This window comes from Cellulosilyticum lentocellum DSM 5427 (assembly GCF_000178835.2).
GTDB lineage: Bacteria > Bacillota > Clostridia > Lachnospirales > Cellulosilyticaceae > Cellulosilyticum > Cellulosilyticum lentocellum.
Map to the genome: position 1 here is coordinate 1535155 of NC_015275.1, position 13779 is coordinate 1548933.

11 protein-coding genes and 1 other annotated feature are annotated in these 13779 nt (G+C 33.8%); of the genes, 8 read left to right on the plus strand and 3 right to left on the minus strand.

Annotation, left to right across the window (positions count from 1 at the left end):
* The first annotated feature begins 6 nt into the window (after nt 1-6).
* Complete coding sequence (locus CLOLE_RS06925; RefSeq protein WP_013656370.1) at nt 7-1218, plus strand: sugar ABC transporter permease; 1212 nt, start codon at nt 7-9, stop codon at nt 1216-1218.
* A gap of 100 nt (nt 1219-1318) precedes the next feature.
* Here CLOLE_RS06925 and recJ read toward each other — a convergent pair whose 3' ends face one another.
* Nucleotides 1319-2992: a single-stranded-DNA-specific exonuclease RecJ gene (gene recJ / locus CLOLE_RS06930; RefSeq protein WP_013656371.1), complete on the minus strand. Its 1674-nt coding sequence runs from the start codon at nt 2990-2992 to the stop codon at nt 1319-1321.
* 169 nt (nt 2993-3161) lie between these two features.
* Nucleotides 3162-3373: a binding site (T-box leader), on the plus strand.
* Between the two features lie 148 nt (nt 3374-3521).
* On the opposite strand from recJ, the gene epsC reads away from it, so the two are divergent.
* The 6 genes from epsC to sigH all read left to right on the plus strand — a co-directional run bounded on the left by epsC (nt 3522) and on the right by sigH (nt 11095).
* On the plus strand, nt 3522-4358 hold the full coding sequence (epsC, locus tag CLOLE_RS06935) for a serine O-acetyltransferase EpsC (RefSeq protein WP_013656372.1): 837 nt from the start codon (nt 3522-3524) through the stop codon (nt 4356-4358).
* Nucleotides 4359-4372: 14 nt separating this feature from the next.
* Nucleotides 4373-5788, plus strand: a complete 1416-nt coding sequence (gene cysS, locus CLOLE_RS06940) for a cysteine--tRNA ligase (RefSeq protein ID WP_041713509.1) — start codon at nt 4373-4375, stop codon at nt 5786-5788.
* A complete protein-coding gene (locus CLOLE_RS06945; RefSeq protein WP_013656374.1) occupies nt 5788-6240 on the plus strand; it encodes a Mini-ribonuclease 3 in 453 nt (150 codons plus the stop codon). The genes cysS and CLOLE_RS06945 overlap by 1 nt, the downstream gene beginning before the upstream one ends.
* A gap of 27 nt (nt 6241-6267) precedes the next feature.
* Nucleotides 6268-7173 carry a 23S rRNA (guanosine(2251)-2'-O)-methyltransferase RlmB gene (rlmB, locus tag CLOLE_RS06950; RefSeq protein WP_242825774.1) on the plus strand — a complete coding sequence of 302 codons (906 nt, stop codon included), beginning with the start codon at nt 6268-6270 and terminating at the stop codon, nt 7171-7173.
* A 333-nt stretch (nt 7174-7506) separates the two neighbouring features.
* On the plus strand, nt 7507-10062 hold the full coding sequence (locus CLOLE_RS06955; RefSeq protein ID WP_013656376.1) for a PA14 domain-containing protein: 2556 nt from the start codon (nt 7507-7509) through the stop codon (nt 10060-10062).
* A gap of 382 nt (nt 10063-10444) precedes the next feature.
* Nucleotides 10445-11095 (plus strand): RNA polymerase sporulation sigma factor SigH, encoded by a 651-nt coding sequence (gene sigH, locus CLOLE_RS06960; RefSeq protein WP_013656377.1) that lies wholly within the window; start codon nt 10445-10447, stop codon nt 11093-11095.
* Nucleotides 11096-11220: 125 nt separating this feature from the next.
* Here sigH and CLOLE_RS06965 read toward each other — a convergent pair whose 3' ends face one another.
* Nucleotides 11221-11637: a hypothetical protein gene (locus tag CLOLE_RS06965; protein ID WP_013656378.1), complete on the minus strand. Its 417-nt coding sequence runs from the start codon at nt 11635-11637 to the stop codon at nt 11221-11223.
* Between the two features lie 41 nt (nt 11638-11678).
* Nucleotides 11679-11873, minus strand: a complete 195-nt coding sequence (locus tag CLOLE_RS06970) for a hypothetical protein (RefSeq protein ID WP_013656379.1) — start codon at nt 11871-11873, stop codon at nt 11679-11681.
* 261 nt (nt 11874-12134) lie between these two features.
* Between CLOLE_RS06970 and thrC the strand changes: the two genes are divergently transcribed.
* Nucleotides 12135-13613, plus strand: coding sequence for a threonine synthase (gene thrC, locus CLOLE_RS06975; protein ID WP_013656380.1), 1479 nt, complete (start codon nt 12135-12137; stop codon nt 13611-13613).
* Nucleotides 13614-13779 lie beyond the last annotated feature (166 nt).

Sequence of the window (13779 nt, forward strand, 5' to 3'; positions counted from 1 at the left end):
GAGAGCATGAGTAACTTAGAAAAAAATAATAAGGTATTGAATCAAAACTTAAGTTTAGGTCAAGAGATTTGCCAGCTTACAAAAAATAATATTCGTGATTATGCCATGTACATTGCACTTGTTGTGATTTTTATCTTTTTTACTGTTAAAACGGATGGTGTCTTTGTACAGGCAAGAAATATTTCTAACTTAATTAATCAAACGGGTTATGTGGCAGTACTAGCTATTGGTATGACACTGATCTTAATTATTCGACATATTGATTTATCAGTAGGTTATGTGGCTGGCTTTACAGGAGCCATAGCTGCTATATTAATGACAAAGGCTCAATTGTCGGAGTGGCTAGTCATTCCTATTGTATTATTAATTGGTTTACTAATTGGGTTTTATCAAGGAACTTTAGTAGCTAAGATAGGGGTACCAGCTTTTGTAACGACTCTAGCCGGTATGTTTATCTTTAGAGGATTATTATCACTAGCTACACAAAAATCAGGAACCATTATTGTACCGAATGAAGGATTTAATGCGCTATCTAATGGATTTATTCCGGATATACCTGTTAATGCAGGCATTCATGTCATGACACTTATTATTGGAATTATTGCTGTTATTTTAACGCTTTACTTTAAGTGCAAAGCTAGAAAGAATAAGCAAAGATATGAGTTTGATGTGATTTCAAAACCTATATTTATATTCTCGCTCATCTTCACTTCAGCTTGTATTTTACTGATTATTGGTGTGCTTGCAGGTTATCAAGGAATTCCTTGGACAGCAGTTGTTGTGAGTGTTGTACTATTTGCATATAACTTTATGCTCAATAAAACGAAGCTCGGTAGATATATTTATGGTATTGGTGGTAATCCAGAAGCAGCAGAATTATCTGGTGTGGATGTAAAAAAAGTAACTTTATTTGTTTTTTGTTCAATGGGAACACTAGCGGCTTTAGCAGGTGTACTGTATACTTCAAGATTGCAGTCTGCAACACCAACAGCAGGTCTTTCCTTTGAACTAGATGCCATTGCTTCATCTTATATTGGTGGTGTATCTGTAAGTGGTGGTATCGGTAAAGTAACCAATACGATTATTGGTGCACTCATTATCATGTCACTTACTAATGGCATGAATTTAATGGGAGTAGATGTTTCTTTTCAATATATTGTTAAAGGTGTTATCTTTATTATTGCTGTAGCATTTGATGTAAAAACACGTAGAAAATAGTAAGACATTTCTTTTACTACTTAGTATAATTCATATAAAAAAGGCATAAGCTAGTGGAATCCCCCAAGACCTATACTAGCCTATGCCTTTTTACAGTGTTTTAAATAGCAAGATAAATACTTTTAATTTGCCAGCCTGTTTCACTTACTTGCAAGGTAATGTCACCGGTATAGTCGCCAGCTTCAGGAAGGGTATCATCATTCCAAAGGGTACTTGCAATAGATTTAGGACCAAAGTTAGCAACGACTTCAGAAATACGATGATTTTTAGCGTATTTTGTATTAAATTTAAGAGAGGCATCTTTAATGAGTAAAGTAGGAGCACTATTACCAGCACCTGTAGGTAAGAAAAGCCTTAGTTGTTTTTCTAGTTCATTAAAGTCGTACTCATAAGCGTTATAAATACATTTATCCACGTAAATCTTTGGTGTTTTATCATGTTCTGTTAAAGAGGAAGCCTCGTTAACAGCTTTGGCAAACGCGTGAATTTGTTCTACAGTGGAAGCTTTAAGACCACAAGCCATAGGGTGACCACCACCACCATCTAATAAATGAAGAAAAGGCTTGAAGCTTTGGAACATATCATATTCTTCGATAGAGCGTCCAGAACCTTTATAAGTACCATGAATAGTGCGTGAAAAAACAACAGTCGGACGATAGTACTTTTCTTTAATACGCCCAGCTACTAAGCCAACCACACTTTCATGAGCCATTTCATCAATGTCAATAATAATATCGGGTAAGGTAGTCATGGCTTCAACCTTTGCATTGACTCTTGCAATAGAGTCCATTTCCTCATCTTGGCGCTCTTTATTTAAGCTGTCTAAGCGTTGTTTAAAAGGATAAAGGGTATTAGGATCAGTGGTACGTAAGTATTCAAGAGCGGTTTCGGCACTTTCAAGTCGACCACAAGCATTTAATCTAGGACCAATTTGAAAACCTAAAGTTCCCACAGAAATACGAGAATTAATCATGGTAGCGGCAGGTAAGGCACCTTTATTAAGTGCACCCAAACCTGTTTTTACCATATGACGATTTTCTCCAACTAAAGGTGCTACATCACAGACAGTACCTAGTGCAACTAATCCCTGAATACGTGCTACTAAAGCTGGAGCAGGTTTTAATTTAAAGTGAGAGATTAAGGCTTGACCTAATTTATAAGCAATACCTACACCTGCCAGACTTTTATAAGGATAATCACAATCTACTTGATGTGGATTAATGATAGCATCTGCTATTGGAAGCTCATTAGGCAGCTCATGGTGGTCAGTAACAATGACTTTCATTCCAAGTTCCTTAGCACTAGCCACAGCTTCTACCGCAGAAATACCATTATCTACAGTAATCAGTAAGCTTACACCATCCGCATGAGCATTAGCTACAATATCTGGGTTTAACCCATAGCCGTCCTTCTCGCGAACCGGCAAGTAATGACTAATATGAGGATAATTTAAGGCTTCGAAGACAGTGAGAAGAACGTAAGTACTCGTTACACCATCTACATCATAATCCCCTACAATACGAATTTTTTCGTTAAGTGATATACTTTCAGTAATAAGGCTTATAGCTTTTTCAATATCTTTTAGGCCTTTATAGCTTTTAGGTCTCGTAGTACCTAAAATATATTCTTTTATTTCATCTAAGTTAAAAGCATTGCGCATGCAAATGATAGCAGCAACAAAATCATAAAGTTTGTAAGTTGAAGATACCTCATCAATAACGCACTGCTCTTCCTTTGTATAGCTTTGCTGTTTATGTTCTAAAATAGTTTGCATATGAATCTCCTATCTGTATCTATACAAGTATTTTAGCTGAGTAGCTTTATAATTTCTAGTATTAAAATTTACAAGAGGTGTTGAAACTCATAATAGGCTATATTATAATGGGTAGATAGATGAAGGATTATCAAAAGTTAAGATAATCGAATATATTAATGGTATAAGAATAAAAGCAATGAAAGAAAGAGTATTATGAAAAATTATGTCAGAGAAGACTCGGTTGGTGAAAGAGTTTCATAGTGATTCATAAGAAGTGCATTCTGGAGCTGGATATGTGAAGTAGTTTAGCATATCTCGTAGACTGACGTTACCAGTAAATGAGATAGGGGATTTATGTCCCTTAATCAGAGTGGAACCGCGAGTGACTTCGCCTCTGAACAAGGAGGGGGAGTTTTTTTATTGTCTAAAAGACAGTGGCTATTTGTAGAAGTAGCAAGTAGTTCATTTATTTTTATGTGAAACAGAAAATTTGCAGGAAAAGTAGTAAAAAAGGGATCTTTATAAGTGGGAGGAGAAGCAAGCTATTATGGGATATGTAAAAGAACAAATTCGTGTCATTAAAGAAAGAGATCCAGCGATTAAAACAAGTGCAGAAGTCTTTTTGTACCCTAGTTTTTATGCTTTATTGTTTCACAAATGGGGACATTGGTTTTATAAGAAAAAGCATTTTTTTATAGCCAGACTTATTTCCCAGATTGGTAGAGGGTTAACAGGAATAGAAATTCACCCAGGTGCAATCATTGGAAAAGGATTATTTATTGACCATGGCATGGGAGTCGTTATTGGTGAAACCTGTGAGATAGGAGATAACGTTACGATTTATCATGGTGTTACTCTAGGGGGAACAGGAAAAGATCATGGCAAGAGGCACCCTACCATTGGTAATAATGTGATGATTAGTACAGGCGCTAAAGTATTAGGACCTTTTAAAGTAGGAGATAATTCTAGAATAGCTGCTAATGCTGTAGTGCTTCAAGAAATACCAGAAGATAGTACGGTAGTAGGTATTCCAGGAAAGGTTGTTAGAATTCAAGGAAAACGTATTAATCCTTGTGAAGACTTAGACCAAGTTAAGTTGCCAGACCCTGTGAAAATGGAAATTTGCACATTAAGAAGAACAGTAGAAGGTTTAGAAGAACAGCTTAAGTCGCTAGAGCATCAAATGGGTTTGTCTGATAAAGAACTAAAGGGAATGAAAAAAGCCGTTGTTTTAGATGAGTCACCAGAGATTTATGTATCACCAGAGTTTTGTGAGCGTATGCAGCAGACTGAATTCATCAGACAACCGAATCAACATCGTTGTGAAGATGAAAACTGTGAGAATAAAGAAGCTTGCAACGACTATCAAGAAAAGAATCAGTAAGGAGAAAAATAATGATTAAAATTTACAATACTTTAACAAAGCGAAAAGAAGAATTTAAACCAATTGAACCTCATAAGGTACGTATGTATGTATGTGGACCAACGGTGTATAACCTAATTCATATAGGTAATGCAAGGCCTTATATTGTATTTGATACAGTACGCCGCTATTTTGAAAGTGTAGGCTATGAGGTTAACTATGTTCAGAACTTTACAGATGTAGATGATAAAATCATTAAAAAAGCTAATGAAGAAGGTAGATCTACAAATGAAGTGGTTACACAATATATTGAAGAAACCTTAAAAGATGTAAATAACCTTAATGTAACACCAGCAACTCATCATCCTCGTGTAACAGAGGAAATGGACCGTATTATTGAGATGATTAAGGAGCTTATAGAAAAAGGTTATGCTTATGAAATAAATGGGACTGTTTACTTTGATACAGCAGCATTTGAGCAGTATGGAAAGCTTTCTAAGAAAGTACTTGAGGAATTAGAAGCAGGACGTAGTGAAAGAGTTGCACTTACAGAAGAAAAGAAAAATCATATGGATTTTGTGCTATGGAAGCCTAAGAAAGAAGGAGAACCTTATTGGGAAAGTCCATGGAGTAATGGCCGTCCAGGGTGGCATATTGAGTGTTCAGCAATGGCTAAACGCTATTTAGGAGATACAATAGATATTCATGCAGGTGGTGAGGATTTAGTATTCCCACACCATGAAAATGAGATTGCACAAAGTGAATGTGCTAATGGTAAAGAATTTGCACATTACTGGATGCATAATGCATTTCTTAATATCGATAATAAAAAGATGTCCAAATCACTTGGTAATTTTAAAACTCTACGTGATGTAGGAGAAATGTATGGCTATGATGTGGTACGTTTCTTCATGCTTAATGCACATTATAGAAGCCCACTTAATTTTAGTGCAGAACTAATAGAATCAGCAAAAAATAGTTTAGAACGTATTAAAAATGCTAAAGCTACTTTAAGTTTTGCCTTAGAGCATAGCCAAATAGCAGATTTAACAGAAGAGGAAAAGGCATTACTTAAAGAACTAGATGATTTTAAAGCACGTTTCCATGAACATATGGAAGACGACTTTAATACAGCTGATGCCATTAGTATCATTTTTGAACTTGTTAAATTTGCCAATACTTATGCCAAAGAAGGTGCTTCACAACCATTCGTAGAAGCTGTATTGAAACTATTTAATGAGCTTACAGACATCCTCGGTTTAATTTATGACAGAAAAGGCAATAATGAAGACGGTTTAAGCGATGAAGAAATTAAAGAGTATATTGAAAAACGTACAGCAGCTAAAAAAGCAAGAGATTTTGCAGAAGCTGATCGTATTCGTGACTTTTTAAAAGATCAAGGTGTGCTGATTGAAGATACGAGAGAAGGTGTACGTTTTAAACGTATATAATGAGAAAGGTACAAGAAGTCCAGATGGAAAATACAATAGAAAATCTTTTAACATTAACAGCAGGAAAAATGAATCATAAGGCGAATACGTATTCACCATTAGCACTAGCTTATATAGGTGATGGTGTTTATGAGATTTTTATCCGTACTTATGTGATGAATAAAGGCAATGCACCTGTTAATAAATTACACAAAGCTTCGAGAGAATTAGTAAAAGCCAGTACCCAGGCAAAGCTTTACTATGCCATAGAAGACATTTTAACAGAAGAAGAAAAAGCTGTTCTTCGTAGAGGACGTAATGCAAAAAGCTATTCTTCACCTAAAAATGGTGATATTGGTGACTACAGGCATGCTACAGGTGTAGAAGCTCTCATTGGTTATTTATATATAGATGGGCAAGTAGAACGGATTAAAGAATTGATTGATTTAGGGCTAGAAAAGATGTCACTTTAGGTGACTTAAAGGAGAAAAAGAAAGCACATGAGAAATGAAATGAGAAACGGCAAAGCAAAAGGAAAGAAACAAGAGCGTACAGATAAACAACCAAGTCAAGAAAATAAGTTTAACAAACGAGAAAGCTTTAAAAAAGAAAAGCCAGAGTTTACTAGAGGATACAATAGAAGGTCTGTGGTTCCAGAGGATTTTGAAATAGACGAAAATATTTTATTTGGTAGAAATGCAGTGATTGAAGCCTTAAAAAGTGAACGTGAAATAGATAAAATCCTTATTCAAAAGGGTGAAAAGGAAGGCTCAGTTATTAAAATCATAAGTGCGGCTAAAGCAAAAGGCATTGTTACATTAGAGGTAGAAAAAAGTAAGTTAGATGAGCTCACAGGAAGAGAAAAGCATCAAGGTGTTGTTGCTTATGTAGCTGCACATGAATATGTAAGTGTAGAAGAGATCCTAGAAGATGCAGCAGCTAAAGGAGAGCCTGCCTTTGTACTTATCTTAGAGAATATTCAAGACCCACATAACTTAGGTGCGATTATCAGAACAGCTCATACAGCAGGTGTGCATGGTATTATTATTCCAAAAAGAAGGGCAGTAGGTCTTACTGGAACAGTTGCAAAAGCGTCAGCAGGCGCCCTTGAACACACTAAGGTAGCAAAAGTAAGTAATATTGCTCAGACTATAAAAGATTTACAACAAAAAGGCTTGTGGATTGCTTGCGCAGATATGGATGGTAAAGTCCTTTTTGAAGAAAATCTAACTGGCCCTATCGGGATTGTAGTAGGAAGTGAGGGCGAAGGCATTTCAAAACTTACAAAGCAGACTTGTGACTATGTAGTGAGTGTGCCAATGTATGGAAAGGTTACTTCATTAAATGCATCAGTAGCAGCTAGCCTTATGGTTTATGAAGTTGTAAGACAAAGGAACTTTAAATAAGCTATTAATAAGAAAGAATAAAAAACTGAGAAGAAAAGTCTTCTCAGTTTTTTGTTGAATAAAAGTATTTATGATATCTAAGTCTGATAAGGTAAAGAGATATTTAAGATATATGCGTGATTATGCATAGTATTAAACAGAAGAAGTAGTTTATAAAAGTAAAATTTATAAAATATTAATAAAATTATTTACAATTATAAAAAATACAGATATAATTAGTGTATAAATAGTGTATTTTTTTTATATTTCAAATGGGAACGTTTCTGATTATAAAAGAAACGGATTTTTAAATTGAATAAATGGAAACGTTACCAAAAGCAAGGAGGGGTTAATATGAAAGTAAAGAAGAGGCATTTTTTTGCAAAGCTAATGGTATTTTGTATGCTGCTGCAAACAACATTAGTTTATGGAGAGTCAACTCTCGATGTCAATGGGGTTCCTACAGAAGTAAGTGGTAATGAGTATGTACAACTAAATGTCAAACAAGATGGAGAAGTAATTCAAGAAATTCAGCAAACTTTAACTAAGGGGACAGAAACGGGTACGGTAGTTATTTATGTAAAAGCTTATGCCTATAAAACAGGTGACCAAATCAAAACAAGCACAGTAATTACTTATCTAACAGAAGAAGGTAAAATGAGAACAGAGGATTTTGATCAAATTGGCACTTTAAGTCAAAGTGATATAGGATGGCCAACTTGTAAGGACTTTTATATTGAAGTAGACAAACCATTAGAATTTGATGGACCTAATGATAACCAAAGAAGAGTAATTGTTTCATTTAAAACGTCTACAGGAAAAAGTTTTTATAGACATACAGAAGAAAATGTTAAATTTTCATCGGCAAAAGACAAAGTATCTTTAACAGCTTTGAATGGCGGTGTGGATGCCATTGATAACTTTACTACCTATTTGGATCCAACAAAGCTTAATAGCAATGGAAAAACTTTCGATACTACTAAATATGTTAAAAAGGATTCTACGGTAAAGGTATCCTTAGACATAACAGCATCATCTTTATCAAAAGACCCTATGTATCAAGTGATTACATCTGAAACGAAGCCTACACTTCCATTAACCTCAGGCACATGGGAAAAGATGGGTGATTTATCTTCTGTTAAAGATGGTATTAAAAAATATGAAGATTTAATTAATACACCTAATCTATTAACAGTACAACATTATATTTATACGACTGGCTATGATAAAGCTCCAGATGACTATGGCAGTGGTGCACGAGACCGTGAGGAGGTATTTAAATATCCAGTAAATAGTCCTGTTCAACAAAGTACTACTTTAGGAAGTAATACAACATATTCAACACAGGAAGGAACGCCAGCGTTCTTCCTTAAAAGTACCATTTATGATAAAACAAAGTTAACTGCAACTTTTGTTCCACAAGTGAGTGGAAACTACAGATTTTGTGTATATTCGGCAACTGGCTCATATGGGAAAATAACCATTAATGGTAAGGATGAAGTTTTTGTAAATAATTTTAACCAGTATAAATCAAGAACTCCATATTATCACCGTACGTCTTATGATAGCTTTTATTTAGAAGCAGGAAAGTCTTATCCTATTTATTTAGAAACACAACATAAAAGTAGTAAAGATACAGCACCTTGCTTTATGTATGCCATTGAACCTGCAGGAGGTTGGCCTAAAATAAATAGTAGTGGTAACCATAGTATTAGTCAAAACAAGCACACATCTAGTTGTTATATGGCAGCAGAAGAAAAGTTATGGAAAATAGTAACACCAGATCTACTTAAAAATCAAAATCCAAGTAACGGTTCTAATAGAGCGGCTAAATTATGGGGATTTATTGTGCCTAAGGTGAGTGGAGAATTTAACTTTGGTTTATTTGCTGATGATGGAGCTTATGGCTATTTAGTAGTGGATGATCAGAAGAAAGTATTTGTTGATTCTTTTGGTTTAAGTAGTGCTGTTAATCAATCCAATGGCATTAAAATCAGTATTAAAGAAAATGTTCCATATCCATTTTATCTTGAGTGGTATGAAGGATGTCCTACTGAGCAAGCACTCGCTCCAAGATATAGAGAACCTAACGGTGATTGGAAAGATATTCCTTCAGATTGGTTTAGGCCTAGTTCAAATTTATCCATAGGCAAAATACCATTAGCAATGTATGAGGGAAGTAAAGTAGATAAAGAAATCCCATTACTTAATACTCAAGGAAAACAATATGTTATTCTTAAGGTAACAGATAAGGATGGCAATGAACACCAGATACCTTATGGTCCATTTTCTGTTGCAGTTGGAAAGGAAGTAGTAGAGATTGCACCAGCTGGAACAACTGATAAAAATTATATTGTTCCAGAAAGTGTATCTAATGTAAATGCAAAAGTAACCTATGGAACAGACTGCAAAGAAGTTAAGTATACTATTAATTTGGATAATATAGCAGGTGTTAAAGTAGGTGGAAAAGATACCTTCAAGTTAGATTTGAGCAAAGCCGTGGTAGAAATAACCGATAAAACAGGCAAGCAAATTATTACAGACACAAATACAATTTATGAGAAGCAAATAGTAGATAATATTATAGTAATTAAAGTAAAAGATAATAATGCTATAACTCATAGTGGAGAAATACATCAATTAAATGTCTATTTTCCTACAAGCTTTACAAATGATGTTATATATTTTAAGAGTGTGACTAACAGTAATACTTATATGAATTTGATAGAAAATCAGTCAAGTGCGCCTGTTAAAGTTAATCTCACTATTTCGAGAAAACCTAAGACAAGAGAGGCTGTAATAGATACAGATACAGGAATTGTTATTCTGCCAGAAGAATATGCTTCAACACCAAGTGAAGATAATGTTTTATTTGAAGTACAGTTAAGAGAAATCCCAAGTATTCACTAATTTAAGTAATTAAATATTAAAGAGAGAAGAATTTATAGAGGAGAAGTGTAGATAAATACAACACATCTCCTCTATTTGCTTTACTATATGAAATAAATTGTAGTATAATAAAAATAATATCTTAAAATAATCTAGTAGAAATATGGGTGCATAGAGTTTTTAGAGTATTTGATGCATATAACATAGAAGGACAAGGTAATGGTTTAGGAGTAGGCACAATAAGGAGAGTTTCTACTGAGTTAAAGGTTAAGCAGAAAGTAAGAGGTGTCATATCAATGCACATGTGATTATTAAGAATGAGTCCATTAAAGGTTGGACGAGTCAAGAAACTTTAGAAAAATGGTAGAATTACTTAGAGATCATATTGAGTAAGGAGCAGGTTATGGCAATTATTCAGGGAGTATCAAAAGAAAATAAAAATCTGGAACAATTAACCGATGAAGAATTAATACAAAGATATCGAGATGGAATAAATGAGGCAATTGAAGTGCTAGTACAACGATATAAAAGGTTCGTACGTACTAAAATTAAAGCAAATTACTTTATTGGTGTAGATAAAGATGATCTCATTCAAGAAGGTATGATTGGTTTATTTAAGGCTATTTGTGATTATGATGCTCATAAAGACACAAGCTTTAAGTCTTTTGCTACACTTTGTGTGACGAGACAAGTAAGTACAGCTTTCAAAGCAGTTTCAAGACAGAAGCATATTCCGCTTAATACAAGTATATCCCTGAGTATTCCTATTAATCATAAAGGGAATGAAGAGGACGATGAAGGGATTACTTTATTAGATACAATTAAAAACAATACATCTATGACACCAGAAGATGAAATGATCAGCAAAGAAAATTTAGAGGTTCTTAATAATCAAATTATAAAAGCATTAAGCAAACTAGAATGGCAAGTATTAAATCTTTATATTAGTGGGAAGAACTATCAAGAGATTGCTAAAGAACTTGATAAATCACCTAAATCTATTGATAATGCGTTGCAAAGGATTAAGAAGAAATTAGAGAGTGTTTGTAAATAGCCAACCAATCAAAATGTTTGCTTTTAAAGGTAAATTGTATTTAGTATAAAATAAAGTTAAGAAGTTTAAGGTTAAACAAAAAATGCAGCAGATAGAAAATCTATCTACTGCATTTTTTGAAAGAACTAAAAGCAACGAGGAAGTACATCTTCAATGTTATCAATGCGGTTAAAGTTAAAGTATACAATTCTTTGTGTGCAAGGGTTAATCGTTTTTAGGAAACATTTGCCGATTCCTACGATAACAACACACATTTTGCAGCCGTCTACATGAATAATAACTCTTTGATTAGTTAATTTACAAGCAACATCTCTTAAACTATCTTCGCAGAGACAATCATTATTATTCTGAAATGGGCAAGAAATACCAGTAAAGTCGTCATCACGACGTCTATCACAGCAGTCATCATCATCGCGACGTCTATCACAGCAGCGGTCATCATCACGATGTCTATCACAGCAACGGTCATCATCAAAGTCATCACAGCAAACTCTGTGATTATGAGAAAAGAAATTTCTATTATTTTTTCCACAACAACTCATATTAAGTCCTCCTTATTTCATTATAAAATTATGAGACCGAATTAGCACTGAGGTAAACATTCCTCTATATAATCAATGCGGTCAAAGTTGAAGTATCTGATGTTTCCGCAACCAAGTTCTAATGCACGAATATAGCAAGGGCAAACTTGAGAAATAATGACACAGAAGCTACAACGATTGGAGTGAATAATAACTTTTTGGTTTACAAGACAAGCTAAGTCATGTTGAAATCCCATATAAATACCTCCTAAGACATTAATAGTACAACTATTTTATAGAGAAGCAGGGGGTAAACCTGCGTTACATTTCTCTAATATAAGGTATGAAACTTTTGGAATTAATGTTACAAAAAAGTCGAAAATAATACATATCCCCTATAGTTAGAAAATTTAAAAATATGAACAAGTATTAATAATATTTTGCAATTACTATATAAAATGTTATAATAGAGTGATATAAGCTCACAGTGAATAAATGGAGAAAGGGAGATTAAACATATGCTATATACAAGTACACGAAAGAAATTAGAAAATATTACATCAACAAAGGCCATTTTACAAGGTATTTCTGAAGAAGGTGGTTTGTTTATTCCTACAGAACTACCTAAAATGGACTTTACTTTAGACGAGCTATCAAAATGGGGATATCAAGAATTAGCTTATCGTGTGATTAAGCTTTTCTTTGAAGATATAAAAGAAGAAGATCTTAAACATTGCATTACTCATGCATATGATGAAAAATTTGATACAAAAGAAATTACACCACTTGTACATACAAAAACAGCAAACTTTTTAGAGCTTTTTCACGGTCCTACTATTGCATTTAAGGACATGGCATTATCAATTCTACCTTATTTTATGCTTGTAAGTAAAAAGTATAATAAAGAAGAAAAAGATATTGTCATTTTAACAGCCACTTCTGGAGATACAGGTAAAGCTGCTTTAGAAGGATTTGCTAATGTAGAGGGCACTAAAATTATTGTATTTTTTCCACAAGATGGTGTAAGTGAGGTACAAAAACGCCAAATGCTTACTACAGAGGGGGATAATACTTTAGTAGTAGGTGTAGAAGGAAACTTTGATGATTGTCAAACAACAGTTAAAGAGATTTTTGCAGATAAGGAGTTTGCTAAGGAAATAGCGGATAAGAATTATAAATTTTCTTCTGCTAACTCTATTAATATCGGTAGACTTGTACCACAAGTAGCCTATTATTTTGCAGCTTATGGAAAAATGATGAAGGATGGAAAGCTTAAAGCCGGTGAAGCTATGAATGTAGTTGTACCAACAGGCAACTTTGGTAACATTCTTGCAGCTTATTATGCAAAACAAATGGGACTTCCAATTCAAAAACTTATCTGTGCATCTAATACGAATAAAGTACTTTTTGATTTCTTACAAACAGGTACTTACGATAGAAATAGAGCATTCCATTTAACAACTTCACCTTCTATGGATATTTTAATTTCTAGTAATTTAGAGAGACTCCTTTATCATATTAGTGGAGAGTCTACAGAAGAAGTCTGCAGTTTGATGAATGCTTTAAAAACAAAAGGGCAGTATACTATATCAGATGAAATGAAAGCTAATTTAAAAGATTTTTATGGTGGTTATGCAGATGACCAAATGACAAAAGATTATATTAAGAAAGTATATAATGAAGAAAATTACCTTATGGACACGCACACAGCTGTAGCTTATGCTGTATATGACACTTATGTAAAAGATACAAAAGATCATACACCAACAGTGATTATATCAACAGCAAGCCCCTATAAATTTACAGGAAGTGTAATGAGTGCAATTGATGAGAAGTATGAGGGGGTTAATGACTTTACTTTATTAGAAGAAATGCATCACCTTATTCAAGGAGCTATGCCAAAAGCTATGGACCAAATAGCGACAAGACCTATTAAGCATAAAAAAGTATGTGAAGTACAAGGTATGAAGCAAGTTGTTAGTGATTTTTTAGTATAATATAGGGTCTATGCCATATTTTATAAATGCACCCTATTAAAAGGAAATATTTTTATAGGGTGCATCTAAAAATAAGGAGTGGTAAATAGGAGAGAAATAATGTATAATAGATATGCTAAAGAAGTAATAACAGCATGAGCTAAAGGCGCTTTTTAAATGTGACCGG